This window comes from Enterobacter sp. BNK-18 (genome assembly GCF_047456135.1).
In the GTDB taxonomy this organism is placed as follows: Bacteria; Pseudomonadota; Gammaproteobacteria; order Enterobacterales; family Enterobacteriaceae; genus Enterobacter; species Enterobacter ludwigii.
On sequence record NZ_CP179899.1, the window covers coordinates 2,683,101 to 2,709,566 of the forward strand.

General features: G+C 50.9%; 29 protein-coding genes and 1 other RNA gene. 18 read left to right on the forward strand and 12 right to left on the reverse strand.

Going from position 1 to position 26,466, the window contains the following annotated elements; genetic code table 11:
• Positions 1–42: 42 nt before the first annotated feature.
• Positions 43–1,164 (reverse strand): bifunctional chorismate mutase/prephenate dehydrogenase, encoded by a 1,122-nt coding sequence (tyrA, locus tag ACMGG3_RS12865; RefSeq protein WP_414149220.1) that lies wholly within the window; start codon positions 1,162–1,164, stop codon positions 43–45.
• Positions 1,165–1,174: 10 nt separating this feature from the next.
• Positions 1,175–2,245: a 3-deoxy-7-phosphoheptulonate synthase AroF gene (gene aroF, locus ACMGG3_RS12870; protein ID WP_032680469.1), complete on the reverse strand. Its 1,071-nt coding sequence runs from the start codon at positions 2,243–2,245 to the stop codon at positions 1,175–1,177.
• Positions 2,246–2,459: 214 nt separating this feature from the next.
• Here aroF and ACMGG3_RS12875 point away from each other — a divergent pair, with 214 nt between their 5' ends.
• From ACMGG3_RS12875 to ACMGG3_RS12890, 4 genes are all read left to right on the forward strand, one after another.
• Complete coding sequence (locus ACMGG3_RS12875) at positions 2,460–2,834, forward strand: DUF2799 domain-containing protein (RefSeq protein ID WP_020883919.1); 375 nt, start codon at positions 2,460–2,462, stop codon at positions 2,832–2,834.
• Positions 2,835–3,035: 201 nt separating this feature from the next.
• Positions 3,036–3,524 carry a YfiR family protein gene (locus ACMGG3_RS12880; RefSeq protein ID WP_020883918.1) on the forward strand — a complete coding sequence of 163 codons (489 nt, stop codon included), beginning with the start codon at positions 3,036–3,038 and terminating at the stop codon, positions 3,522–3,524.
• Entirely contained in the window at positions 3,517–4,737 is a 1,221-nt protein-coding gene (gene dgcN, locus ACMGG3_RS12885; protein WP_014171243.1) for a diguanylate cyclase DgcN, read from the forward strand. The genes ACMGG3_RS12880 and dgcN overlap by 8 nt, the downstream gene beginning before the upstream one ends.
• 12 nt (positions 4,738–4,749) lie before the next feature.
• A complete protein-coding gene (locus ACMGG3_RS12890) occupies positions 4,750–5,235 on the forward strand; it encodes an OmpA family protein (protein ID WP_014171244.1) in 486 nt (161 codons plus the stop codon).
• 2 nt (positions 5,236–5,237) lie between these two features.
• Here ACMGG3_RS12890 and ACMGG3_RS12895 read toward each other — a convergent pair whose 3' ends face one another.
• The 7 genes from ACMGG3_RS12895 to ffh all read right to left on the reverse strand — a co-directional run bounded on the left by ACMGG3_RS12895 (position 5,238) and on the right by ffh (position 10,726).
• Positions 5,238–6,608 (reverse strand): PepSY-associated TM helix domain-containing protein, encoded by a 1,371-nt coding sequence (locus ACMGG3_RS12895; RefSeq protein WP_414149221.1) that lies wholly within the window; start codon positions 6,606–6,608, stop codon positions 5,238–5,240.
• Between the two features lie 36 nt (positions 6,609–6,644).
• Entirely contained in the window at positions 6,645–7,049 is a 405-nt protein-coding gene (locus tag ACMGG3_RS12900; protein ID WP_025203431.1) for a DUF2946 domain-containing protein, read from the reverse strand.
• A gap of 131 nt (positions 7,050–7,180) precedes the next feature.
• A complete protein-coding gene (rplS, locus tag ACMGG3_RS12905; RefSeq protein WP_002914145.1) occupies positions 7,181–7,528 on the reverse strand; it encodes a 50S ribosomal protein L19 in 348 nt (115 codons plus the stop codon).
• Positions 7,529–7,571: 43 nt separating this feature from the next.
• The gene (gene trmD / locus ACMGG3_RS12910; RefSeq protein ID WP_014171247.1) at positions 7,572–8,339 is read right to left on the reverse strand and encodes a tRNA (guanosine(37)-N1)-methyltransferase TrmD; all 768 of its coding nucleotides are present in this window, start codon (positions 8,337–8,339) and stop codon (positions 7,572–7,574) included.
• Between the two features lie 31 nt (positions 8,340–8,370).
• Complete coding sequence (rimM, locus tag ACMGG3_RS12915; RefSeq protein WP_032670210.1) at positions 8,371–8,910, reverse strand: ribosome maturation factor RimM; 540 nt, start codon at positions 8,908–8,910, stop codon at positions 8,371–8,373.
• 15 nt (positions 8,911–8,925) lie between these two features.
• On the reverse strand, positions 8,926–9,174 hold the full coding sequence (gene rpsP / locus ACMGG3_RS12920; RefSeq protein WP_014171249.1) for a 30S ribosomal protein S16: 249 nt from the start codon (positions 9,172–9,174) through the stop codon (positions 8,926–8,928).
• 190 nt (positions 9,175–9,364) lie between these two features.
• Positions 9,365–10,726, reverse strand: a complete 1,362-nt coding sequence (gene ffh / locus ACMGG3_RS12925) for a signal recognition particle protein (protein WP_014171250.1) — start codon at positions 10,724–10,726, stop codon at positions 9,365–9,367.
• Between the two features lie 166 nt (positions 10,727–10,892).
• Here ffh and ACMGG3_RS12930 point away from each other — a divergent pair, with 166 nt between their 5' ends.
• Both ACMGG3_RS12930 and ACMGG3_RS12935 read left to right on the forward strand, forming a co-directional pair.
• Positions 10,893–11,684, forward strand: a complete 792-nt coding sequence (locus ACMGG3_RS12930) for an inner membrane protein YpjD (protein WP_003863130.1) — start codon at positions 10,893–10,895, stop codon at positions 11,682–11,684.
• An 18-nt stretch (positions 11,685–11,702) separates the two neighbouring features.
• Positions 11,703–12,989, forward strand: a complete 1,287-nt coding sequence (locus ACMGG3_RS12935; RefSeq protein ID WP_032670206.1) for an HlyC/CorC family transporter — start codon at positions 11,703–11,705, stop codon at positions 12,987–12,989.
• A gap of 51 nt (positions 12,990–13,040) precedes the next feature.
• Here ACMGG3_RS12935 and grpE read toward each other — a convergent pair whose 3' ends face one another.
• A complete protein-coding gene (gene grpE, locus ACMGG3_RS12940) occupies positions 13,041–13,634 on the reverse strand; it encodes a nucleotide exchange factor GrpE (RefSeq protein WP_020883911.1) in 594 nt (197 codons plus the stop codon).
• A gap of 122 nt (positions 13,635–13,756) precedes the next feature.
• Between grpE and nadK the strand changes: the two genes are divergently transcribed.
• From nadK to bamE, 3 genes are all read left to right on the forward strand, one after another.
• The gene (gene nadK / locus ACMGG3_RS12945; RefSeq protein ID WP_020883909.1) at positions 13,757–14,635 is read left to right on the forward strand and encodes an NAD(+) kinase; all 879 of its coding nucleotides are present in this window, start codon (positions 13,757–13,759) and stop codon (positions 14,633–14,635) included.
• 85 nt (positions 14,636–14,720) lie between these two features.
• Positions 14,721–16,382 carry a DNA repair protein RecN gene (gene recN, locus ACMGG3_RS12950; protein WP_150344238.1) on the forward strand — a complete coding sequence of 554 codons (1,662 nt, stop codon included), beginning with the start codon at positions 14,721–14,723 and terminating at the stop codon, positions 16,380–16,382.
• A gap of 138 nt (positions 16,383–16,520) precedes the next feature.
• A complete protein-coding gene (bamE, locus tag ACMGG3_RS12955) occupies positions 16,521–16,859 on the forward strand; it encodes an outer membrane protein assembly factor BamE (protein ID WP_014171256.1) in 339 nt (112 codons plus the stop codon).
• 99 nt (positions 16,860–16,958) lie between these two features.
• Here bamE and ACMGG3_RS12960 read toward each other — a convergent pair whose 3' ends face one another.
• The gene (locus tag ACMGG3_RS12960; protein WP_032680464.1) at positions 16,959–17,246 is read right to left on the reverse strand and encodes an RnfH family protein; all 288 of its coding nucleotides are present in this window, start codon (positions 17,244–17,246) and stop codon (positions 16,959–16,961) included.
• Positions 17,236–17,673 carry a type II toxin-antitoxin system RatA family toxin gene (locus ACMGG3_RS12965; RefSeq protein ID WP_024908332.1) on the reverse strand — a complete coding sequence of 146 codons (438 nt, stop codon included), beginning with the start codon at positions 17,671–17,673 and terminating at the stop codon, positions 17,236–17,238. The genes ACMGG3_RS12960 and ACMGG3_RS12965 overlap by 11 nt, the downstream gene beginning before the upstream one ends.
• Before the next feature lie 156 nt (positions 17,674–17,829).
• Here ACMGG3_RS12965 and smpB point away from each other — a divergent pair, with 156 nt between their 5' ends.
• The 9 genes from smpB (at position 17,830) to ACMGG3_RS13010 (ending at position 26,030) form a co-directional block, all read left to right on the forward strand.
• A complete protein-coding gene (gene smpB, locus ACMGG3_RS12970; protein ID WP_008502505.1) occupies positions 17,830–18,312 on the forward strand; it encodes an SsrA-binding protein SmpB in 483 nt (160 codons plus the stop codon).
• Positions 18,313–18,401: 89 nt separating this feature from the next.
• Positions 18,402–18,765, forward strand: a transfer-messenger RNA (tmRNA) gene (gene ssrA, locus ACMGG3_RS12975).
• Positions 18,766–18,847: 82 nt separating this feature from the next.
• Positions 18,848–20,551 carry a site-specific integrase gene (locus ACMGG3_RS12980; protein ID WP_414149222.1) on the forward strand — a complete coding sequence of 568 codons (1,704 nt, stop codon included), beginning with the start codon at positions 18,848–18,850 and terminating at the stop codon, positions 20,549–20,551.
• Positions 20,548–21,600 (forward strand): hypothetical protein, encoded by a 1,053-nt coding sequence (locus ACMGG3_RS12985; RefSeq protein ID WP_251336574.1) that lies wholly within the window; start codon positions 20,548–20,550, stop codon positions 21,598–21,600. The genes ACMGG3_RS12980 and ACMGG3_RS12985 overlap by 4 nt, the downstream gene beginning before the upstream one ends.
• Positions 21,601–22,141: 541 nt before the next feature.
• Positions 22,142–22,693, forward strand: a complete 552-nt coding sequence (locus ACMGG3_RS12990) for a recombinase family protein (protein ID WP_251336573.1) — start codon at positions 22,142–22,144, stop codon at positions 22,691–22,693.
• 25 nt (positions 22,694–22,718) lie between these two features.
• Complete coding sequence (locus ACMGG3_RS12995; RefSeq protein WP_251336572.1) at positions 22,719–23,057, forward strand: hypothetical protein; 339 nt, start codon at positions 22,719–22,721, stop codon at positions 23,055–23,057.
• Between the two features lie 122 nt (positions 23,058–23,179).
• Positions 23,180–24,256 (forward strand): ParA family protein, encoded by a 1,077-nt coding sequence (locus tag ACMGG3_RS13000; protein WP_251336571.1) that lies wholly within the window; start codon positions 23,180–23,182, stop codon positions 24,254–24,256.
• Between the two features lie 592 nt (positions 24,257–24,848).
• On the forward strand, positions 24,849–25,040 hold the full coding sequence (locus ACMGG3_RS13005) for a hypothetical protein (protein ID WP_058608446.1): 192 nt from the start codon (positions 24,849–24,851) through the stop codon (positions 25,038–25,040).
• 30 nt (positions 25,041–25,070) lie between these two features.
• Entirely contained in the window at positions 25,071–26,030 is a 960-nt protein-coding gene (locus ACMGG3_RS13010) for a reverse transcriptase family protein (protein WP_251336570.1), read from the forward strand.
• Positions 26,031–26,466 lie beyond the last annotated feature (436 nt).

The following is a 26,466-nucleotide window of genomic DNA, read 5'->3' on the forward strand; positions in this document are numbered from 1 at the left end:
AAAAAGCCAGCATTGCTGGCTTTTAGTATATACATCATCGCATTACTGGCGACTGTCATTTGCCTGACGCAAAAGCGTGCGGCTCTCACTCTGAAAACGTTGCGCATAATCGCCAAACCAGTGCTCGACTTTACGGAAGCTGTCGATAAACGCCTGCTTATCGCCATGCTCCAGCAAGGTGATCGCTTCACCAAACCGCTGGTAATAACGTTTGATAAGCGCCAGGTTGTTCTCAGAGGACATAATAATGTCGGCGTAAAGCTGCGGATCCTGAGCGAACAAACGCCCGACCATCGCCAGCTCCAGGCGATAGATCGGCGAAGAGAGCGCCAGCAGCTTTTCAAGCTGCACATTCTCTTCCGCCAGATGCAAACCGTAGGCAAAGGTCGCAAAGTGGCGCAGCGCCTGAATGAACGCCATGTTCTGATCGTGCTCTACCGCGCTGATCCGGTGCAACCTGGCACCCCATACCTGGATCTGTTCCAGGAACCACTGATAGGCCTCCGGCTGACGACCATCGCAGTACACCACAACCTGCTTCGCCAGGCTGCCACTGTCCGGACCAAACATCGGGTGCAGGCCAAGCACCGGGCCAGTATGCGCCGCCAGCATCGCCTGCAGGGGGCCATTTTTGACCGATGCAAGGTCAACCAGGATGCAATCTTTCGGCAACGGTGGAAGCTTGCCAATGATCTGCTCCGTCACGTGGATAGGCACGCTGACGATAACCATCCCCGCATCGGCCATCAGCGCTGGCGCGTGTTCCCAGTCCTCTTTTTCCAGAATGCGAACCTGATAACCAGAAAGCGTCAGCATTTTTTCAAACAGACGCCCCATCTGGCCCGCACCACCCACAATAACCACCGGGCGCAGGGACGGACAGAGGGTTTTGAAGCCCTTATCGTTTTCGCTGGAATAGGATTCCCGCATTACGCGACGCAAGACATCTTCAATCAGATCCGGCGAGACGCCCAGCGCCTGGGCCTCTTTGCGCCGCGAGGCCAGCATGGATGCCTCACGCTCCGGGACGTAAATCGGCAGGCCGTATTTGCTTTTTACCTCACCCACTTCGGCAACCAGAGCCATACGGCGCGCCAGCAGGTCCAGCAACGCCTTATCCACTTCATCAATTTGATCGCGTAACGCGGTCAATTCAGCAACCATAACTACCCTCTTAAGCCAGACGCGTCGCCAGCTGGCCGCTTACATCTTTATGGATCTCACGCAGCAGCGCGTCGGTGGTTTCCCAGCTGATGCAGGCATCCGTGACGGATACGCCGTGCTTCATTGCGCTGCGCGGTTGTTCAGATGACTGATTGCCTTCATGAATATTGCTCTCAATCATCAGACCGATAATAGAACGGTTGCCGTCTTTTATCTGTGCCACCACAGATTCCGCAACCGCAGGCTGACGACGGTAATCTTTATTCGAATTACCATGACTGCAATCTACCATCAGTGCCGGGCGCAGTCCCGCCTGCTCCATCTCTTTTTCACACTGTGCCACATCTGCCGGGCTGTAGTTCGGTGCTTTACCACCGCGCAGGATCACGTGACCATCCGGGTTACCCTGCGTTTGCAGAAGGCAAACCTGCCCCGCCTGGTTAATGCCAACAAAACGGTGCGGCATTGCCGCGGCACGCATGGCGTTAATTGCGGTGGCCAGGCTGCCATCGGTACCGTTTTTAAAACCAACCGGCATCGACAGACCAGACGCCATCTCGCGGTGGGTTTGTGATTCTGTGGTGCGTGCCCCAATGGCAGACCAGCTAAACAGGTCGCCCAGGTACTGCGGGCTGTTCGGATCCAGCGCTTCAGTGGCCAGCGGCAGCCCCATGCTGACCAGCTCCACCAGCAGGCGACGCGCAATTTTCAGCCCTGCTTCCACATCAAACGAGCCATCCATGTGCGGATCGTTAATCAACCCTTTCCAGCCAACGGTGGTACGTGGCTTCTCAAAATAGACGCGCATTACCAGATAGAGGCTATCGCTGACCTCCTCCGCTAATGTTTTAAATCGACGAGCGTACTCAATGGCGGCTTCAGGATCGTGAATAGAACAAGGACCACATACCACCAGCAGGCGCGGATCGCGGCCAGCGATAATGTCTGAAATGGTCTGACGCGAGTGCTCAATTTGAGCCTCCTGCGCGACGCTAAGCGGGAATTCCGCTTTCAGTTGATCCGGAGTAATCAAAATCTGTTCGTCAGTGATATGTACGTTGTTCAGCGCGTCTTTTTGCATGATTGCGATCCTGTAAAGCTCGTTTGCGATAGTTGTTTTCCTCGAAGAGGTGAAACAACGATACCATAACAAGTAAAGATTTCAATCCAAAATACGTACACTTTTCTTTACAATCGCAAATTTATTGCAAAAATCAGCCGCCAAAATCGTAAACTTTAAATTACACCACTAATTTCCGTTACCAGGCTATGCTGAAGAAAAAAGGAGAATGGCTATGCGTTCAATTGCTCTGGTGCTGTTGTCGCTCATTTTATCGGGTTGCCAAATCAATCCTTATACCTTCCACCCGGACTGGACCAGCCCCAGCTGGTTTGATGCAGGTAAAGAAGACGCCATGAATGGTCTGCCGGTTAAAGATAACCAGACGCTGGCCGATAATTTTAATGATCCGCATGTTGATCGTAGTGAATATCTCCGGGGATATGCAGACGGACAGAAGAAAGTGTGTGAAGAAGGTTTTCTCCACGCCTGGGGATTAGCGGGCAAATCTTTTCCTGCCAGCTGCGATACTGCTGAAAATGCAGCAAAACTGCACGAGTCATGGCAAAAAGGCATGGATGAAAGCATGCGCTCCAGCAGACTTAATTAAGCCTCTTTTTATTCACCGGAATATAACAAAGTGTAGGATTTAGCTTAGGTCGAGGCAGGGAAAATTCTGACATAATGACGGCTTTGGTAAACAATGGTATTCTGCCCACAACTCTTAAGGACATCTATTTCCGGAGCGAAGTGGCGGATTCTGGTGAGAAATTTATCCTTGATCTCTTTTTTCCGACTCACTCTGGTGCTAATGCTGTTCCTTATGGTGGGCGCAGCGGCGGCAGGCACGTTCACCGAAACCGATAAATCGGTACGTTCGATCGTTTCAGGTATTGTGAGCTACACCCGATGGCCGTCACTTTCCGGCCAGCCAAAACTCTGTGTTTATGCTTCTTCTCACTACACGCATGCACTCACCAGCAAGGACGGGCAAAGCGAATTACCTTATACCCCCGTTATTGTGCGTAACGATCAGGAAGCCCTGTCCGCGACGTGTGATGCTATTTATTTCGGGGCGGAATCCCCCGTAAAACAACGTGAATTAATAAGTCAGTATCAGGGCAGAGCATTGCTATTAATCTCAGAGCAAAATCCGGAATGTATTATTGGCAGCGCCTTTTGCCTGATAATTGATCGCAACCATGTCCGGTTTTCCGTCAATCTGGATGCGCTGACTCGCAGTGGCGTGAGAGTCAATCCGGATGTATTAATGCTCGCACGGAATAAGCAGCATGGATAAAGATTTCACTTCAGCGCCACGTCCGACGTTTAAAAGAACACTCAGACGAATCAGCATGATAAGCGTCATCATCACGATGACATTAATATGGCTGCTCCTCTGTTTTGCCTCCGTCGTGACATTAAAGCAATACGCACAAAAGAATCTCGAATTAACCGGCGCCACCATGAGCCACAGCCTTGAAGCCTCCCTGGTGTTCAACGATTCAGTGGCAGCCAATGAAACGCTTGCCGCCCTTGGCAAACAGGGCCAGTTCGCCGTGGCTGAAGTCCTCAACGTGCACAAAAAACGCTTTGCGTACTGGTCGTGGAACCCGGCGGATAACAACGACACTCTGGGCGCACTGGTCAGCCGCTGGCTTTTCCCCGAGCCGATTTCCCAGCCTGTATTCCATAACGGCTCAACGATTGGCGAAATACGCCTTACCGCGCGTGACAGCCTGATAAGCCACTTCATCTGGATGTCGTTTGCCGTTCTCACCGGCTGTATTTTGTTTGCGACGGTGGTCGCACTGACCATTACGCAATCCTTGCATCACGGCATGGTTACAGCGCTGCAAAACATTACTGACGTCGTTCATGACGTACGCACTAACCGTAACTTCTCCCGACGGGTGAAAGACGGGCGGATTGAAGAGTTTCACCAGTTTGGCGAGGACTTCAACAGCCTTCTGGATGAAATGGAGGAGTGGCAGCTTAAACTGCAGGCGAAAAACGCCCAGCTATTACGCACCGCCATGCACGACCCGCTGACGGGTCTTGCCAACCGTGCGGCGTTTCGTAACAGCATCGCGGCATTAATGAATGACCCCTCAGCAAAAACAAACTCGGCCCTGCTCTTCCTCGACGGTGATAATTTTAAGTTTATTAATGACACCTGGGGACACGCGGCAGGAGATTGTGTGCTGATTGAAGTCGCCAGAAGAATGGTCGAGTTCGGTGATAAGCGCCATCAGTCATACCGCCTTGGCGGCGACGAGTTTGCCATGGTGCTGTACGGCGTCCATTCAGAGCCGGAGGTTCAATATCTTTGTGCTGCCTTATCGCAGCAGTTTATCCGCCCGTTCGAATTGCATAACGGGCAAAAAGCATCAATGTCACTCAGTATTGGCTTTGCTCTGGCGTGGGAAAATGGTTCTGTGGAAGCATTACTGGAGAAAGCCGACCGCAATATGTACCTGGTTAAAAACCAGCGTACAAAAACGATAAATTAGAAGGGAAACGATATGTTAAAGCGATACTTCGCGCCGTTGTTATTAGCCTCAGTCGTGCTGGCAGGTTGCCAGTCACCGCCGCAAGGCAAGTTCACTCCTGAGCAGATTGCGGCGATGAAGTCTTACGGTTTTAACGAACTGAACGGCGACTGGTCTCTTGGCCTGTCAGATACCATCCTGTTTGATAAAAATGACGCCAGGCTGCGTGCGGAAAGTGAAACGCAGATCAAGACCATGGCCTCTCGCCTCGCGGCAACCGGCCTGAACCACGCGCGTATGGACGGTCACACGGACAACTACGGCGAAGAGCGCTACAACGAAGCGCTGTCATTGAAACGTGCAAATGCGGTAGCCGACGCCTGGGCGAAGGGAGCCAATATCCCGCGCAGCAACCTCACCACGCAGGGGTTAGGCAAAAAATACCCTGTTGCGAGCAACAGTACTGCAAAAGGGCGCGCTGAAAACCGCCGGGTTGCGGTGGTTATCAGCACGCCATAAGGTTATTTAACCGATGATTCTGCGAGCGACACGCCTGTTGCCGCTCGCCAGCGCAGCCAGTCGACCAGCACAAACAGGGCCAGACTCACACCCATCACCGGCATCGCCAGCCCCAGCAGGACACTCACTATCGCCGTGACGGCTCTTCCCCATCCCGATAGCGCCAGCCAGCTCTGACAGAGCGTCTGAACCGGGTTCACGACCGATTGCGCCGGACGACGCATCCACCACATCCGGTATCCCCAGACGATCAGCACGCACAGGGCAATACCGAACGCGATCAGCAACAGCTGATTGGCCAACCCAAACAAGATCCCCATGTGGAAATCCACGCCCCAGCGGGTCAGTTTTGCCATTAAGGGGAAATCTTCAAACCGGGTTCTGTCCAGAATGTGCAGGGAGTGCGGATCGACCGACACCGCATCGACCTGAGTCGGCCAGCTGCGATCGATTTCCGTCACGGTCCAGGCCTGTTCAGCCGTTTTCGCCGGGCGGATTTCGAGCTTGCTGGCATCTATACCCGCCGTACGGGCGGCATGCAGGACGTCATCAAAAAGCGTCGGATCCATCACCATCGGGGGCATCATCATCCCGCTATGATGCCCCCGGTGCTCAGCGTGCTCGTCCATGATGGCAGGCACACCGGAGAGCGTAGTATTGACCTGCGGCGTAAGCCAGTTCATCCGGGTACGCAGTGTATCCACGTTACCGCCCGCCCACTGAGACCACGTCAGGCCTGTCGCTGAGAACAATAACATTCCCCCCAGCAACACCCAGCCCAGTGCCACATGCACACGACGGCGGTTCTGGAAACGGTTGTTCATCCGACGTTTTGGTCGGGTGTAAAACCACAGGGCGATTCCACCCAGCGCGGCAACCCACATCCAGGAGGCGGCCAGCTCGCTATAGAGACGCCCGACATCGCCAAGCATCAACGAGGTGTGCAGATAATCGATGGTCTGGCGCAACGGCAGAATGCCACTCGTGCCGTACACCGTCATATCGCCCCGCACCTCAAGGCTCACGGGATCCACAAAGATAGCGCGGTTCTCCGACGGGCCAAGCGCCGGGTCAGCGAACATCACGCGGGTAGTATCACCGTCAACCAGCCCCGGACGAACGGCATGCAGGCGCAGATCTGAACCCACGGTTTTTTCCGCCACGGCAATCTGCTCGGCCAGAGGCCGTGCCTCTCCCACCGAATCCGTGTGCAACGCGTGCCGGTAGAGCGTGTTTTCCAGCTGCGGCGTCGCCACATACAGCGTACCGGTCAGCGCGGCGAAGAAGATAAACGGGCCAACGAACAGCCCGACATAGAAATGGAGTCGACGCAGCAGGTTTCCCCATGCCGCGCGCGGAGTGCAGGTAGTCATACTTTTCCTTTTTAAGGCAAAAAGTTATCGATTTTTTTAAAGGGAAAAAGCAGACTGCCGCGGCGGCGCGCGGGTATCAGGAAAGAGCCAGGGGAAAAAGTGCCAGTGGCTGACCGGCGGTTGCGGCGGTGTAACGCGGCTCCTTTGCAGTACGACACTGAGCAGTACAATCAGCGCCAGCATCACGCCCGGCACATGCGCTAACAGTACACAGTAGCCACACGCTTCCGCATGGTCGACGGGCATCGAGTGCGGCATATCGCCATGGTGCTCATCCATCGACATCATGCTCATGTCATGATGCATTCCCGGCATGGCGCTCATGGGATCTTTTTGCAGCGAGATGGAGATAAGCGGCGCAACCACGATCAGCAGGATCGCAAACAGCGCGGTCAAAGCCGCTGCGCGTTTCCAGTTATGCCGATGCAGTACGTTATCCACTTTCCCTCCCGTTAAGAGGCCAGCATTGTAAATGATTTATGACGAAAGGGTTAATACGAGAGGTGCGATGGAATAAAAAAGGGCCAGCCTTTCGGCCAGCCCTTTTTAACAGGATGTCGCTTAAGCGAATCTTAGTTCAGACGCTCTTTAATACGAGCAGACTTACCAGTACGCTCACGCAGGTAGTACAGTTTAGCTTTACGTACAGCACCACGACGTTTAACAGCAATGCTGTCAACTACCGGAGAGTGAGTCTGGAAGACACGCTCAACGCCTTCGCCGTTGGAAATTTTACGAACAGTGAATGCAGAGTGCAGACCGCGGTTACGAATAGCGATAACCACGCCCTCGAATGCCTGCAGACGTTTTTTGGAACCTTCAACAACCCATACTTTCACTTCCACGGTGTCACCTGGACGGAAGGAAGGTACGTCCTGCTTCATCTGCTCTTGTTCAAGTTGCTTAATAATGTTGCTCATAATTTAATCTCTTATCCTGGGTAAACTGATATTCGGGAGCGTATTACGCATTCCCATCATGTTCATGCTGCTGTTGCGCGTGTTCTTTTTTGAACTCGGCCAGCAACTTTGCTTGCTCTTCAGTCAGAGCCAGGTTTTCCAGAAGTTCAGGTCTTCTAAGCCAGGTTCGGCCCAGCGACTGCTTCAAACGCCAGCGACGTATCTCAGCATGGTTTCCTGACAGTAACACCGCCGGTACTTCCATCCCTTCTAACACTTCAGGACGAGTATAGTGTGGACAGTCCAGCAACCCATCAGCAAAGGAATCTTCCGTTGCCGAAGCTTCATGGCCCAGTACACCCGGAATGAACCGGGCAACGGAGTCAATCAGCGTCATCGCTGGTAACTCACCACCGCTGAGTACGTAATCGCCGATAGACCATTCTTCGTCAATCTCGGTTTGAATTACGCGCTCATCTATCCCTTCGTAGCGACCACAGACCAGAATCAATTTTTGATTCGTCGCCAGTTCGCTGACGCCCGCTTGATCAAGCTTGCGTCCCTGAGGTGACAGATAAATCACCTTCGCGCCTTCACCTGCCGCGGCTTTTGCTGTGTGAATGGCGTCCCGTAAGGGTTGCACCATCATTAACATCCCCGGTCCGCCGCCGTAAGGACGATCGTCCACGGTACGGTGCCGGTCATGCGTAAAGTCACGAGGACTCCAGCTCTGGATGTTCAGCAGGCCATTCTTTACTGCCCGGCCAGTTACCCCGTAATCGGTAATCGCGCGGAACATTTCAGGAAACAGGCTAATTATGCCAATCCACATAGCGCCGTCTTTTACCGTTTATCCGGAGAATTTAAAAACCAGGATCCCAATCTACTTCAATCGTTTGAGTAGCGAGATCGACTTTCTTGATAACCTGTCCATCGAGGAACGGAACCAACCGCTCCTTGATGCCAAATGCATCTTTCAGGTTTGCCCTAATGACGAGAACGTCATTTGACCCGGTTTCCATCATGTCGATGACTTTCCCCAGGCTATAACCTTCAGTGGTGACCACCTGGCAACCCATAAGGTCTTTCCAGTAGTAGTCGCCCTCTTCCAGCTGCGGCAACTGCGACGAATCCACGATAATTTCACAATTAGTCAGTGCATTCGCGGCATCACGATCGTCAATGCCTTTCAGCTTGATGATGATGTCCTGATTGTGGTGACGCCAGCTTTCCAGCTCGACCTCTTCCCACTTACCGGCTTTCTGGATAAACCAGGGCTGGTAATTAAAAATGCTATCAGCGTCTTCAGTGGAGGAAAACACTCTGAGCCAACCACGAATACCGTAGCAAGAACCCATTTTGCCCAATACAATCGGTTCAACAGGTGCTTTATTGCTCATCATGACCACCGTGACAGATTAAGCTGCTTTGTTTGCTGCTTTGATCAGCGTAGCAACGCGATCGGAAACAGTAGCGCCCTGGCCAACCCAGTGAGCGATACGATCCAGATCCAGACGGGTTTCTTCTTCAGAACCAGAAGCGATCGGGTTGAAGAAACCAACGCGCTCAATGAAGCGACCGTTGCGTGCATTACGGCTGTCAGTAACAACAACCTGGTAGAACGGACGCTTTTTAGCGCCGTGACGTGCTAAACGAATAGTTACCATAACATCCTCTTGTGTGAATAAAACAACCGGGCCCCATCGAGGAACGGAGCCCGGGTGTCATATTAAAAGCCCGAAAATTTTACTGATTTCTGGGGAAAATGCAATCAGCAGTTAAAACTCTGCTGCAAAACACGGCCAAGGTGCGCTTTTCGGGCACACCCCGGCATCAAAATAGCCAACAGCCAGGCGATTAACGGCCAGGGAATCCTGGCGGCATCATGCCCTTCATGCCACGCATCATCTTCGCCATGCCGCCTTTCTTCATTTTCTTCATCATGCGCTGCATGTCGTCGAACTGTTTCAGAAGGCGGTTTACGTCCTGCACCTGCATGCCGCAACCGGCTGCGATACGGCGTTTGCGGGACCCTTTGATGATGTCTGGGTTAGCACGTTCCTTGAGGGTCATCGAGTTGATGATCGCCTCCATACGCACCAGCACCTTGTCATCCATCTGCGCTTTTACGTTGTCAGGGATCTGGCCCATGCCCGGCAGTTTGCCCATCAGGCTTGCCATGCCGCCCATGTTTTTCATCTGACGCAGCTGCTCAAGGAAATCGGTCAGGTCAAAGCCGTCGCCTTTTTTCAGCTTGCTGGCCAGCTTCTCAGCCTGGGCGCGGTCAACCTTGCTCTCGATATCTTCGATAAGCGACAGCACGTCACCCATGCCGAGGATACGGGAGGCGATACGGTCCGGGTGGAACGGCTCCAGCGCTTCGGTTTTCTCACCCACACCGAGGAATTTAATCGGCTTGCCGGTGATGTGACGAATCGAAAGCGCCGCACCGCCGCGGGCGTCACCGTCCACTTTGGTCAGCACTACGCCGGTTAACGGCAGCGCTTCGTTAAACGCTTTCGCGGTGTTCGCCGCATCCTGACCGGTCATGGCGTCAACAACAAACAGGGTCTCTACCGGATTGATAGCGGCATGCACCTGTTTGATCTCATCCATCATCGCTTCGTCAACGTGCAGACGACCGGCGGTATCCACCAGCAGCACGTCGTAGAATTTCAGCTTCGCCTCTTTCAGCGCCGCGTTAACGATGTCGACAGGCTTCTGGGCAACGTCAGACGGGAAGAAATCCACGCTGACCTGCTGCGCCAGGGTTTCCAGCTGTTTAATCGCCGCCGGGCGATAGACGTCCGCAGAAACGACCAGCACTTTTTTCTTGTGCTTTTCACGCAGGAATTTACCCAGCTTACCCACACTGGTGGTTTTACCCGCACCCTGCAGGCCTGCCATCAGCACGACGGCCGGTGGCTGTGCCGCCAGGTTAAGCACCTGGTTCTCTTCGCCCATCGCCGAAACCAGTTCGTTACGGACGATTTTGACGAACTCCTGACCCGGGGTCAGGCTCTTGTTAACTTCATGACCAACCGCCTTCTCTTTAACGCGGTTGATAAAATCACGAACAACCGGCAACGCGACGTCTGCTTCCAGCAGCGCCATGCGCACTTCGCGCAGCGTTTCCTTGATGTTGTCTTCGGTAAGGCGTCCGCGGCCGCTGATGTTGCGCAGCGTGCGCGACAAACGATCGGTTAAATTATCAAACATTGTCTCTCGCCTGAGTAGAAACGTTGGGTCGCTGGCAGCGACACATACACAGAATTTTGCCGGAGTATAACATGAAGGCGGCTTTGTTGTTATGCAACGGTTGGAGCAGGCGTCACGTAACGTTATACTGCTTCTCTTTCTTATTAAGACAACTGTCGATGCCTATATGCCTGTTTTCGCACTGATCGCCCTTGTTGCCTACTCTGTCAGCCTCGCGCTGATCATTCCTGGACTGCTGCAAAAAAACAGCGGCTGGCGACGCATGGCTATTCTTTCGGCGGTGATCGCACTGATAAGCCATGCGTTCGCGCTGGAATCGCGCATTATCCCCGGCGATGGCAGCGTACAGAACCTGAGCGTGCTCAACGTCGGCTCGCTGGTCAGCCTGATGATCTGTACGGTGATGACCATTGTCGCCTCTAAAAACCGTGGCTGGCTGCTACTGCCGATTGTGTATGCCTTCGCGCTGATCAACCTGGCCCTGGCCACGTTTATGCCCAATGAGTTTATTACGCATCTGGAAGCGACGCCGGGAATGCTGGTGCATATCGGCCTGTCACTCTTCGCTTACGCAACGCTGATTATCGCCGCGCTCTATGCCATGCAGCTCGCCTGGATTGACTATCAGCTGAAAAACAAAAAGCTGGCCTTTAACCATGAGATGCCGCCGCTGATGGTGATTGAGCGTAAGATGTTCCACATCACGCAGGTCGGTGTCGTGCTGCTGACGTTAACGCTGTGCACGGGCCTGTTTTATATGAAAAACCTGTTCAGCGTGGAGAATATCGATAAAGCGGTCCTCTCCATCATCGCGTGGTTTGTCTATATTGTCCTGTTATGGGGCCATTATCATGAAGGCTGGCGCGGTCGTCGCGTGGTCTGGTTCAACGTCGCGGGCGCGGGCATTCTCACCCTTGCCTATTTTGGCAGCCGCTTCATACAGCAATTTGCTGGCTAAGTAACAAAGGAGTTCCCCCTGGAACACATCTCTACCACCACGCTGATCATTACCCTGATCGTCATGGTGGTCATCTCCGCCTATTTCTCCGGCTCGGAAACCGGCATGATGACCTTAAACCGCTACCGGTTACGTCATCGTGCTAAACAGGGTAACCGTGCCGCCCGTCGCGTCGAAAAACTGCTGCGTCAACCGGATCGTCTGATCAGTCTGGTGCTTATCGGTAACAACCTCGTCAACATTCTTGCCTCTGCACTCGGTACCATCGTTGGGATGCGCCTGTACGGCAACGCCGGCGTCGCCATTGCCACCGGTGTGCTGACCTTTGTGGTGCTGGTGTTTGCAGAAGTGTTGCCTAAAACCATCGCCGCGCTCTACCCGGAAAAAGTGGCCTACCCCAGCAGCTTCCTGCTGGCACCGCTGCTGATCCTGATGATGCCGCTGGTCTGGTTACTGAACATGGTGACGCGTGTTCTGATGCGGATGATCGGTATCAAAGCAGACGTCACCATCAGCAGCGCGCTCAGCAAAGAAGAGCTGCGCACCATCGTGCATGAATCACGCTCGCAGATCTCCCGGCGTAATCAGGACATGCTGCTCTCGGTACTGGATTTGGAAAAGGTCAGCGTTAACGACATCATGGTGCCGCGTAACGAGATCGTCGGCATTGATATCAATGACGACTGGAAAGCCATCGTCCGCCAGCTGACCCACTCCCCGCACGGGCGTATCGTGCTGTACCGCGACTCTCTGGACGATGCCATCAGCATGCTGCGCGTGCGTGAAGCTTATCGTCTGATGACCGAGAAAAAAGAGTTCACCAAAGAGGTGATGCTCCGCGCCGCCGACGAAATTTATTACGTGCCGGAAGGAACGCCGCTCAGCACCCAGCTGGTGAAGTTCCAGCGTAACAAGAAGAAGGTCGGCCTGGTGGTTAATGAGTACGGGGATATTCAGGGGCTGGTGACGGTTGAAGATATTCTGGAAGAGATTGTCGGGGACTTTACCACCTCAATGTCCCCTTCCCTTGCGGAAGAAGTCACCCCGCAGAACGACGGCTCGGTGCTGATCGACGGTAGCGCGAACATTCGCGAACTCAATAAAGCCTTTAACTGGCATTTACCGGAAGATGAAGCACGCACCATAAACGGGATGATTCTGGAAGCACTGGAAGAGATCCCGGCGGCGGGCACGCGGGTGCGCATTGAGCAATACGATATTGATATCCTGGACGTGCAGGACAATATGATTAAGCAGGTGAAAGTCCTGCCGGTAAAACCGATTCGGGAAAGTATTGCTGAGTAGAGAGTAGGCCGGGTACGGCGCAAGCCGCCACCCGGCACTACAGATGGCAAATTACGCTTTCGCTTTCGCCACGGTAACCATTGCAGCACGAATGGTACGACCGTTCAGGGTATAACCTTTCTGCATCACGCCAAGCACTTTACCGGCTTCAACGTCTTCTGATTCCACCATCGCAATCGCCTGGTGCACGTTTGGGTCCAGCGGAACGTTGGTATCGCCAACCACTTCCACGCCAAACTTACGTACCACATCCAGCATGGATTTCAGTGTCAGTTCGATACCTTCGATCATCGCGGTGTTGTCCGGGTTAGCTTTATCAGCCACTTCCAGTGCGCGATCCAGGCTATCAATAACCGGCAGCAGTTCGTTGATGAATTTCTCCAGCGCAAATTTATGCGCCTTCTCAACGTCCTGCTCGGTACGACGGCGCAGGTTTTCCATTTCCGCCTTGATGCGCAGAACACTGTCGCGTTCGCGATTCTGTGCTTCTACCAGCTGAGCTTCCAGATTCGCAATTTTTTCATCGCGCGGGTCCACCTGCTCAGCAGATGCGTCCGGCTCTACAGCCTCAACATCATCGTGCTGTTCCGTGATAATTTCTTCAGGGGCTTGCCCCTCAGGCGTTTTCTGTTCTTTACTACTCATGAATTTCTCCGCGTTTTTCTGCATTCATATCGCTAACTTCGCTTATTATGGGGATCAGTTTCCGGGATTCAAGGGAACAAGACAGATTGTCATCATTCATCAGGCACAAGGACCTCCAGAAAATGAATAATCATTTCAGGTGTATTGGGATCGTCGGGCATCCGCGTCACCCTACCGCATTGACGACACATGAAATGTTGTATCGCTGGCTGTGTAGCAAAGGCTATGAAGTGATGGTCGAACAGCAGATTGCCCAGGAGCTGCAGCTGAAGAGCGTCAAAACCGGCACGCTGGCGGAAATTGGCCAGCAGGCGGATCTCGCCGTGGTGGTCGGTGGCGACGGCAATATGCTCGGCGCGGCCCGAACGCTCGCGCGTTATGACATCAAGGTCATCGGTATCAACCGCGGCAATCTCGGCTTTCTGACCGACCTCGATCCGGACAACGCCCAGCAGCAGCTGGCCGACGTGCTGGAAGGTCATTATATCAGCGAAAAACGCTTTTTGCTGGAAGCGCAGGTGTGTCAGCAGGACTGCCAGAAGCGCATCAGCACCGCGATTAATGAAGTGGTGCTCCATCCCGGCAAAGTGGCGCACATGATTGAGTTCGAAGTCTATATCGACGAAATCTTCGCCTTCTCTCAGCGTTCTGACGGGCTGATTATCTCCACGCCGACAGGGTCGACTGCCTACTCGCTCTCTGCGGGTGGTCCGATCCTCACCCCTTCACTGGATGCCATCACCCTGGTACCGATGTTCCCGCACACGCTCTCCGCGCGTCCGCTGGTGATCAACAGCAGCAGCACCATTCGTCTGCGTTTCTCGCACCGCCGTAACGATCTGGAGATCAGCTGCGACAGCCAGATTGCGCTGCCTATTCAGGAAGGTGAAGATGTTCTCATTCGTCGGTGTGATTACCACCTGAATCTTATTCACCCGAAAGATTACAGCTATTTCAATACATTAAGCTCGAAGCTTGGCTGGTCAAAAAAATTGTTCTGATTTTGCATCCAGTACTTTACTGTATATAAAACCAGTTTATACTGTATGAAAACACAGTCATGGTTTTTCATACAGGAAAACAATTATGCTGGCGCAACTGACCATCAACAACTTTGCCATAGTTCGTGAGCTTGAGATCGATTTCCACAGCGGCATGACGGCGATCACCGGGGAAACCGGTGCGGGTAAATCCATTGCCATAGATGCCCTCGGCTTGTGCCTCGGCGGCCGTGCAGAAGGTGACATGGTGCGCAGGGGCGCAAACCGTGCCGATCTCTGCGCTCGCTTCTCCCTGAAAGATACCCCTGCTGCCCTGCGCTGGCTCGAAGAGAACCAGCTGGAAGACGGACGTGAGTGTTTACTTCGTCGCGTTATCAGCAGCGATGGTCGTTCCCGCGGCTTTATCAACGGCACTGCAGTCCCGCTTTCCCAGCTTCGCGAGCTCGGCCAGTTACTCATTCAGATCCACGGCCAGCACGCGCACCAGCAACTCATTAAACCGGAGCAGCAGAAAGCGCTGCTTGATGGCTATGCTGGTGAGTACGCACTTACTCAGCGCATGGCGGAGCACTATCGCCAGTGGCATCAAAGCTGCCGTGAGCTTGCCCAACACCAGCAGCAAAGCCAGGAGCGTGCCGCCCGTGCTGAGCTTCTGGAATACCAGCTTAAAGAACTCAATGAATTTAGCCCGCAGGTGGGTGAATTTGAGCTTATCGACGAAGAGTACAAGCGCCTGGCTAACAGCGGTCACCTGCTCTCAACCAGCCAGAATGCCCTTAACATGCTGGCTGACGGTGAAGACGTGAACCTGCAGAGCCAGCTGTATAATGTTCGTCAGCTCATCACCGAGCTGGCCGGCATGGACAGCAAACTCTCTGGCGTACTGGATATGCTGGAAGAGGCCGCGATTCAGATTTCAGAAGCCAGTGACGAACTGCGCCACTACTGTGAACGTCTGGATCTCGACCCGAACCGTCTGTTTGAGCTGGAGCAACGCATCTCCCGTCAGATCTCGCTGGCGCGTAAGCACCACGTTACGCCAGAAGAGCTGCCTGGCTATTATCAGTCCCTGCTTGATGAACAACAGCAGCTTGACGATCAGGCTGACTCGCTGGAAACCCTGTCACTGGCGGTGAACCTGCACCATGAACAGGCGCTGACGACGGCGAAACAGCTGCATGAGATCCGTCAACATTACGCCCAGGAACTGAGTCAGCACATCACCGACAGCATGCACACGCTGGCGATGCCGCACGGCGTATTCACCATCGATGTCCGTTTCGAAGAGAACCATCTGACGGCGGAAGGTGCGGACCGTATCGAATTCCGCGTCACTACCAACCCGGGGCAGCCGTTGCAGCCCATCTCTAAAGTGGCTTCCGGCGGTGAACTGTCGCGTATCGCGCTGGCGATTCAGGTAATTACCGCACGTAAAATGGAAACCCCGGCGCTGATTTTCGATGAAGTGGACGTGGGGATCAGCGGCCCTACGGCGGCGGTCGTCGGCAAACTGTTGCGCCAGTTGGGTGAATCAACGCAGGTCATGTGTGTTACCCACCTGCCGCAGGTGGCCGGGTGTGGTCATCATCACTTTATCGTCAGCAAAGAAACTGACGGTGAAATGACGGAAACGCACATGAAGCCACTGGATAAACGCGCACGTCTGCAGGAGCTGGCACGCCTGCTGGGCGGCAGTGAAGTCACGCGAAATACGCTCGCGAACGCGAAAGAACTGCTGGCGGCATAAACTTTTTCGGGATCTCAGGGTCATAGAGAACAACAAAAACGCCGCCAGACCGGTTTCAAAGTGGGGCAAGGTCTATTATCATCGGCATATAACATATGAGCCGCGTTCTGCTCGGGCCCGAAAAGGAATCAAATCACTATGCGTTGTAAAATGCTGACCGCTGCCGCAGCGGTTCTTCTGATGTTGACCGCAGGCTGTTCCACTCTGGAGAAAGTGGTTTACCGTCCTGACATCAACCAGGGGAACTACCTTACCCCTAACGATGTGTCCAAAATCCGTGTGGGGATGACACAACAGCAGGTCGCTTATGCACTTGGAACCCCAATGATGTCCGATCCGTTCGGCACAAACACCTGGTTCTATGTATTCCGTCAGCAGCCGGGCCATGAAGACGCGTCCCAGCAGACCCTGACGCTGACCTTCAGCAGCGCCGGTGTGTTGACCAACATCGACAACAAGCCTGCCCTGACCAAATAATCAGGTGTCAGAGATGCAAAAAGGTGCTCAATGAGCACCTTTTTTGTATTCCTTCATCCCCCTCGCCCCTTTGAGATCAGGCTTAAGGTGAAGAGCAAACTACTTACCCGATTTCTCCGCACGCTGGCGACGCAGCTCTTTCGGGTCGGCAATCAGCGGGCGATAAATTTCGACCCTGTCACCCTCATTCACCACATCAGCCAGTTTGACCGGACGGCTGTAAATGCCGACTTTATTTTTCGCCAGGTCGATGTCACGACGAAGCTCAAGGATGCCAGAAGCGCGAATAGCCGCCTCAACGGTCGCACCTTCTTCCAGCATCACACGCTGCAGATATTGCTTCTCCGGCAGCGCATACACCACCTCGACAGCTATCTTATGCGACACTGTAAACCTCTTTGGCGCGGGTCGTGAACGCCTGAACCATATTCGAGGCCAGCTCTTTAAAGATGCGGCCAAACGCCAGCTCAATCAGTTTATTGGTAAACTCAAAGTCCAGCTGGAACTCGATGCGACAGGCATCAGCGCTGAGGGGGGTAAACTTCCAGCCACCCATCAGGGTTTTAAACGGACCATCTACCAGATGCATCAAAATACTCTGATTGCTCGTCAGCGTATTGCGGGTGGTGAACGTCTTGCTGATCCCCGCTTTGGAGACATCGACCGCCGCCGTCATCTGCGTCGGGCCAGACTCCAGCACTCGGCTCCCGGTACATCCCGGAATAAATTCTGGATAAGACTGAACGTCGTTCACTAACTGATACATTTGTTCCGCGCTGTATGGAACAAGCGCAGTACGGCTAATCTGAGGCATAGCATTTCCCATGGTCACACAACCGACAAATAATAACATTTATCACCTGTTAAAAAAACGCTAAGCCTCATCTCGTGCTAATATAGCGCGTTAGACCTCACAGGACGCAATGAGGTGACTTTTTGAAATCAGATTACCGATGGCTTTACGATACTTATGACGAAGAAAAAAGCACATAAACCAGGCTCGGCGACCATTGCGCTCAACAAGCGTGCTCGCCACGAGTATTTTATTGAAGAAGAATTCGAAGCTGGCCTTGCATTGCAGGGCTGGGAAGTAAAATCGCTGCGCGCCGGGAAAGCCAACATCGGTGATAGCTACGTGATCCTGAAAGATGGCGAAGCCTTCCTGTTCGGTGCCAACTTCACGCCGCTGACCGTCGCCTCGTCACACTACGTGTGTGACCCAACGCGTACCCGTAAGCTGCTGTTGAACAAGCGCGAACTGGAGTCCCTTTATGGGCGCATTAACCGTGAAGGCTTCACCGTGGTTGCCCTGTCGCTGTACTGGAAAAATGCCTGGTGCAAAGTGAAAGTTGGCGTCGCGAAGGGTAAAAAACAGCACGACAAACGTACCGATCTGAAAGAGCGCGAATGGCAGCTCGACAAAGCACGTATTATGAAAAACGCAGGACGTTGATTCTGCGCACTTATTGTACTATTCAATAAGTTAGCGTTCCGGGCTGGTATCCAGGATGTAAAATCTGGTATACTCAGTTCAACACTATTGGGGCTGATTCTGGATTCGACGGGATTTGCGAAACCCAAGGTGCATGCCGAGGGGCGGTTTGCCTCGTAAAAAGCCGCAAAAAAATAGTCGCAAACGACGAAAACTACGCTTTAGCAGCTTAATAACCTGCTCTGAGCCCTCTCTCCCTAGCTTCCGCTCTTAAGACGGGGATTCAAGAGAGGTCAAACCCAAAAGAGATCGCGTGGAAGCCCTGCCTGGGGTTGAAGCGTTAAAACTAATCAGGCTAGTACGTTAGTGGCGTGTTTGTTCGCAGCTGGCGTGCGAATGTAAAGACAAACTAAGCATGTAGTACCGAGGATGTAGAAATTTCGGACGCGGGTTCAACTCCCGCCAGCTCCACCAAATATAACGGCCTGATTCTCATAGAGTTTCAGGCCGTTTTTCTTTGGGCGTGTGGCACAACTGTGACTCAGGAGTGTACCATATGCCATCAAACAGCATCCCCCATTACCTCTATAAGCGTAACCACACTTGGTGGTTCAGGAAGCGTTTTGTCGAACAAGGCAGTGCAATTGAATTTAGGATGAGCCTTAAAACAGCAAATCTAGACCGTGCACGTCTTCTTGCACTACGTTTGTTGCCTCTTTGCTTGAGATTAGTTAGATCTTTGGGGGCCCCTAACCAGAAGAAGAATTTGATGGACGATAAGACAAAAGAAACCATTGATGCAGTTCTCAGAGCACAAGTTGCCGAATGGACAGCAGAAGAAACCGAACGCTGGTTTTCACGTTCAGGGCGCACGGAAGGGGATCTCAACCGACTACTCGAAGACATTGATACACTCATGTCTGATCTGAAAGAGCGTGTGGCGTTTGATGATAGACCCCAACTCCATCAGGCAGAAGCCAACACTGTCCTAGATAAATTACCCCACCTGAAAGCTTCGCTTAGCGAGTACGACTTGCAGGACATCGCCCGTGAAGTAGCCCATGCGAAAATCGAATCATTGCAAGAGACACGGAATATCATTCTTGGCCGCAAGTCCGGTTGGCGTCGAGCCTCTTCATCCTTGGTTCCTGTGACAACAGCCCCTGAGCAAGAGGTTCATCTTCTTGCTGATATGATCAGCAAATATCAGGGGGAAAATGAAATCAAGAAACACGTTAAAAAAACACAAAACAAATACGCTCAATGTTTAGCATTAACCATCAGTTTCTTTGGCAATGTCTCGGTAAACAGCATAACTGTAGCCAAAGGGCGAGACTTCCGTGAAATGCTTTTGACTCTTCCTGTTGGGCTAGCAACTAAAGACATGCTGGATAACCCTTTACCAGAGTTACTATCTCAAATTAAGGCAACAAAATTTATCACGACGGCAACCGCAAATTCTCACCTTGAAAAAACACGTAGATTCTTCGAATGGATGCAAGCTACGGGACATTTAACTAATGAGAACCCGATTCCTAAAGAGCCACTACCAGCTCCTAAACGTAACAACAAAGCTGCAAGGCACTCAATGAGTGATACAGATGCAACCAGAGTGTTCAGTCACAGGATTTTCACTCAACATCAAGGAGTTTTAACCAAAAAGGCTATCCAGCATCCACATCATTTTTGGCTTCCCCTTCTTTGCCTGTTTACCGGAATGAGGCCAAGCGAAGCATGCCAGTTATATGCCGAAGATGTTGAGCTTGTTGGCGACTGCTGGTGCCTTCGCATTGATGACAGATTTGAAGGACAATCACTTAAAACACCGAGTGCTCAACGCTATGTACCCATTCACCACAAGTTTGTTGAAATTGGGTTCATTAAGTTTGTCGAAGACATTCGAGCATCCCAAGGCCAAGATGTCAGGCTTTTCCCTGAAATTACCCCTGTACAGGGTTATTTTTCTCATACACCGGGTAAGTGGTTTAACCACAACTTGCGTGATAAGCAAAACCTTCCAAAAGAAGCGACGCTTTATGCTTTCCGTCATGCATTCCGCGATAAGCTCTTTGCTCAGCATCCATCACCAGAATATCTACAACGGATGATGGGTCACCAAGGAAGTGACTACGGTCTCCCTCTTCCTACCGACGTGACTCAAATGAAACATCTTATTGATAATATTGACTTTTCATCCATCACCTCGCAAGTCAGGCCATACACATCACTTCAATTGTTCCAGAGCTTCGAGGTAGCATGATGATACAAGTCAAAAAGAGCTATCCGGTAAATGCAACTCTCCCACGTAATTCGATGTTTCGTCAGGATAATGATGGGAAATGGCAATTAAACCTCTATATCCTGTTTAAAAACCTACCGAAGCCGCGTGGTTCGAGGGCTATTTGGTATAAAACCAGCCAGAGCATGGTTCAAAAATTACCCAGTAACTTCTTCGGGCATGAAATTCGTGAGATAGGTGCCGTTCTACATGACCAAATCGGCAAAGAAACCTGGATTTCAGCCCGTTCAGCCTTAGTCTTATTGACTTACGGTTCCCGAAATCACAAGCATCTAGAAGTTGCTCAGAAGGTCGAACAATACACTGGCATCAGGCTTATTCGTCCAAAAGGGCTAAGTCGGAGAGAGGTTGTCTTTGGTCACAAACTCCGTGAATTTATTGATGCTGAACTTACGAGTATCACCTACGGTGATTATGAACTGTATTCCCAGCATCGCATGTGCAATGGCAAGTACTACGTTGATTTTGCTGTAAAACATTACTGGAATGGTAATGAGGACAGTTCAAACTACCACTTGTACCTTATTGAGTTTGACGAAGAAGAGCACGCTTTAGCCCCAAACAAGGCAGCCGATCTGATTAGAGATACAGAAATCAAAAAAGAGGCTCCTCACACGACAATCATCAGGGTCAAACATGATGAAAGTGATGATTGGTTCGATCTAGTGCGTGACAACAATCGCCTTATTGGCTTTGAATCAGCTTTATTGGACGGAATCATCTCCGCCTGTCGTACAGTCGAAGGCGATTCACTCATCATTGATTCAAACTCGGCAATGAATGCATATGATTCTAGAAAGAACATGAATGCAGATATGCTAACTTACGATAAACAACCGCTGCGGGGCATTAAAGAGGCGCTGAAAAAATGTGGCATCCGTTATAATGACGGCAGAACCAAGAAGCAACGCCAGTTAAAGGTGCCACTGGAATCATTCGCTAAAGCTCTTCACCGTTGGTTACCTGCCAAAAGCGTCGAGCACATCCTTAGTAACCTAAGATCAAGCTAAACGTTTGAACAAAGTTACCTTAAAACGTTGAGATCATGGGGATTGCGGAGGGTTTAAACGCCGTAACCCCCAAAACCCACCGCAATACAGCCCTATAGCCTCTACAAATGTATAGGGATTCAGTTGTCATAGGCGAGTTACTTTGAAGTAATGGCTGACAACATCAACCTTTTTGGCAGATCTCACATCATTTGAAAAGTGTCACCGCCCTAGGTCAATAGGGCAACATATCGTCGGTATAAGCAACGTGTTAACCACAACAGGAGGCACTATGTTTATACGTGATGTAATCATCCCGGCACTGGTAACTGGCTTGGTTGCCTTTGCCACAGCATTACTTGAATCAATCATCAAAATGTTCACACCACCGGACGTTTCCACAATCTAACCAACCACTTTCCCCCTGCCAATAACCATGCCCTAAAGATCTGCCACCAGCACAACAATGAAATGCCCGATAAGGACATGCCATAGGGTGGTTTTGGCATTTTGGCAGGCCTTTGCAGTATAGCATGGCCTATTGGCAGGGTAAGGAGCTCGTATGGCTACAGTTGGCTACGCCCGTGTGTCTACTACCGGGCAAAGTCTGGACACACAACTCGAAGCGCTATCCGGCTGCGAGAAGATATTCAGGGAGAAAATCAGCGGTGCAAAAGATGACCGTCCAGAACTTCATGCAATGCTGGAGTTTGTTCGTGAAGGTGATGTGGTTCAGGTAACAAAACTGGATCGCCTTGCCCGTAATACCCGCCATCTATTGGAAGTATCCGAATACCTTCAGGGTAAAGGAGTGGCCCTGAATATCCTCAATATTGGCATCAACACAGCCACACCTACAGGAAAGCTGATGCTGACGATGATCGGGGCTATTGCCACATTTGAGCGTGAAATGATGCTGGAGCGTCAGGCTGAGGGTATAGCTCTGGCAAAACTCAAGGGCAAGTACAAGGGTCGGAAGGCCACTGCTCGCGGCAAATCGCATGAAGTTATCGAAATGCTTGAGCAAGGACTGAGCAAGCCCGAAATATCCCGTCAGTTAGGTATCGGTATCACCAGCATTTACCGAATAGTGCGTGACCAATCAAAAAACTAAACAAACAAGCAAAAGGATTTATTCAATGAGAAGAAGAATCGGCTTACTCGTTATGCTGCTTGCAAGCATTTCCACCACAGCAACAGCATCTGAAGATGTATATGTAAAACTATCATGCGAAAACAACATAACAGTAGATATCACCCTGAAAAAACAGGAAGAAATCGGATGGGCCGATCTATCAACTCCAAACGGAACGCGACGAGCTAAGTTCTTTATGGGAGCAGAGGATGATAAGGGGGTTAACAGCCTGACATTCTCTAGCTTAGGCATAGCATTCAACATTGACTACACAGCTGATAAAAAATTCACCCTCAAAATGATAAGTGGCGGGAGCGGCGAATATTCATGCGAAGTGCAGTAAATAAAATACTTTAATGTACTGCCGATTGGTTGATTTCGGCCCCTTTATGGTTAGGTATTTACAGTGATATGCTGCTATCACCACTTATCACAGCAAATGCCTAACCTCAGGGTAAAACTATAATGTCCGTAAAGATCTATGCGATGTACAACAACAAGGGTGGCGTTGGTAAAACAACGCTTGGCTTCAACATAGCCACGCAATACGCAGATGAAAACCCAAGCACGCAAGTCTTGGTTATTGACCTATGCCCGCAAGCAAACATCTCGCAATACTTGCTGGGTGGAGGAGATCGGGGTTATGAAACCAACCAAGAACTGCAATCGTCCAGAACGAGGAAAAACGTTGTAGGATTCCTGGACTGGCTACTTGATGGTAACTCAGACTTTACTAGCATACGCCGTCCCTTCAAGGTCCCAGTAAATCGGTACAATGATCAGATTAGTGAAAATCTGTTTTTGATCGCAGGGGACTCCTTTTTAGAATCCCTGACTCTCGCTCTGAACTATGCAGTGATCAACCCAGCGAACAGGTATGCATGGCGAGAGTATATGACAGCTTTTCGTCGTTTATGCCATCTAGAGCATGATACTGAAGAGTATGATGATTTAGTGGTATTTATTGACTGTAATCCAAGCTTCTCCATTTATACTCAAATGGCACTGCTTTCAGCAGATAGGCTTGTTGTGCCAATGATGGCTGACTATAGCTCTCTGGAAGGCATGAAAGGGATCATGATGCTGCTATATGGACATTATCCATCCTCAGCAGCTCAAACTTATGCTCAAAAGTTCGTAACCTTCCATAGCCAAGCTGCTGATAATAATCTCGAATTGCCTAAACTTGATCGCTTTATCTTCAACAACTACACATCAAACAAAGGTGTAGCTACTGCCTATGACTCGATTAAAGAAGCGCTATGTGAATTCGCATTTGAGCAGTATCTTCGTTTTCCTGACTTGTTCACTTCTCGTAGCAGAACAATCCGAACTCAATCAGGTTGGGAGCGGGAGTTTCTTTCCGAAGTAAAAGACTTCCACACTTCAGGTAAGGTTTCAGCGAGCTTAGGAATTCCGCTTTTTAAACTACCTGCACAGACACACTACGAGATGCCAAACGGTGAAGTCATAAATGTCGTAAGAGAAAGGTATCGTGAAGCCCGCGAACATGTCGATGAACTCGTAAGCAAATTTTGCTGATTGGCTGCAACTTGGGTAAGGGAATGAGTTGTTGATGAGACAAATTAGTTACACATTCAAAATCGAAGCACAAAGGTAACTCACTGCTATTCGATGATTTTGTAGTTACGACAACGAATCATTGGTTCGATTCTTTCCCATTAACGATCTTTACGAATTCAACTTCCAGTGCGGGAGTTGAATTCGCATCCTAAAACCCATCATCATTTTCACTCACACTTCAAAACATTCCCTCCTCTTCTCTATTGCTAACCATATGAATCTGATCATAAAATACTCCTGCTAGTACCTAGGAGAGAGCTCCTCGCAAAAGCTTGATGGTCTGCTTGTCAGCCATCGTGGAGGCTTCGGCCTCTATTCTCTCCCCACACGACGCATGCCGCACGTTCTCAATGTTCCAACGTTACGATGCTAACGCATCACCAACGCCCTGGTAATTGCTGTGACAGTTGGGCTTGCCGGGATTGTGGCGAGGGGACGTCACTTAGTGACGTCGAAAACTGGGGTTAATTGCTGAACATCTCTTATTCCTGTCAGTTCAGGCGAGGCCGGTAACCATAGTGGTGACCGGGAACTGAGAAGGAGATGTATTATGGGTCGAAAGACACGTAAAAAATGCCAGGCTAGTGTTCAGCAAACGTTTTGTGTGAGTGAAGAGTTAAAGAAAAACCTTAAAGGCTTAGGCATGTTTTTCTTGAGCTGTGTTGCCAACGAGGCTTTCACAGCGATTATTCACTCTGATACTGTTGCCTTCATCTTAGCTTCCATCAAGGGATTCCTGTAATGGAGGCCGTAATAGATAGGATAAACAACAATGAAAAGCACAAAACGTACCCCTAGTCTTCACAGATCCCTCAAACTCTACCCCCTGAATCAATCTCCATTATTCAAACTCAAAAACAAGAAAAAACTTTTAGAAATCACTGGGTTATCGAAAAAACAAGCAGATAAGTTAATGCTTGACTCAGCATACAAAGAATTCGAGAACGACGCAGGAAGGAAGATTCAGGAACCAATTGCCCAGCTCAAAGCAGTTCACAGGAAGATCGGCGTATTATTGAGTAGAATCGAGTTACCACCATATCTTCACTCCGGGCGGAAGAAGCATTCAACATTAACTAATGCAGAATCCCATAAGCAAGCAACTGAGCTTCTGAAGCTCGACATTCACAAGTTTTTCCCCTCCACTAGGGCAGCGAAGGTCTATAAGGCATTTGTTGATAAATTTGAGATGTCACCTGATGTGGCTTATGTAATGACCAATCTCGTGACCTTTGCAGGAAAAGTGCCCACAGGCAGCCCGATAAGCATGGCTATAGCGTTTTGGGCTAATAAAGATATGTTCGATGAGCTTAGCAACCTTGCGGCCTCAAATAGCTTGGTATTTACGGCATATGTTGACGATGTAGCGTTTTCTGGTTCGAAAATCCCAAAAGGATTTGCCGCCCAAGCTAAAAAATGTATTCGATCTCATGGGCTCACCTCTAAAGACAAAAAAGAGCGATTTTATTCTTCATCAGAGGGAAAGCTGCTTACAGGGATAGTAATTCAGGATGGAGAACTCAAGGTACGTTGGGCACACAATGATTCAATCGGAAAAGAATTCGTTACTTTGGCTGAAGCAAAAGACAACTCTGCAAAAATAATCCATCTAGAAAAGCTAGCAGGCAAGCTACATGCAGCTGGTCAAGTTGACTTCAGGCAGAAAGACAGAGCTCGCTTCTTCACTCAGCAACTCAAAGCAGCCAAAAAGCAATCAACTCAGAGCCGTTAGGACTATTGATCCTAGCTAGCTGGGTGTGACATACTGTTGTGACATTGATTCCCGCTACATTGCTCAAAGAATCAGATAGTTAATATTTGGTGTCGCTCTCAGCCAGCTCCACCAAAATTCTCCATCGATGATTACCAGAGTCATCAGATGAAGTCCTGAGAGCCCGCACGGCGCAAGCCATGCGGGCTTTTTTGTGTCTGTCGTTGTCCGAGGGCAACCAGCTTAATCCAGAGAAATTGATACAGCTCTCGCGTTTAGGAAAAGGGCTCGTCGTGCCCTCGATTGCAATTTCTGTTTACGAAATTTCTACCGCTGAGGATAAGATCTCAGAATCGGGGCGGCAAATAGCGATAAACGCCGCAGGCTGCGTAATGGTGGGATTGATGTGTGGGCCAGATGCACCTGTTTGTGTACTTATTGGTGGTTTTGTCAGCTG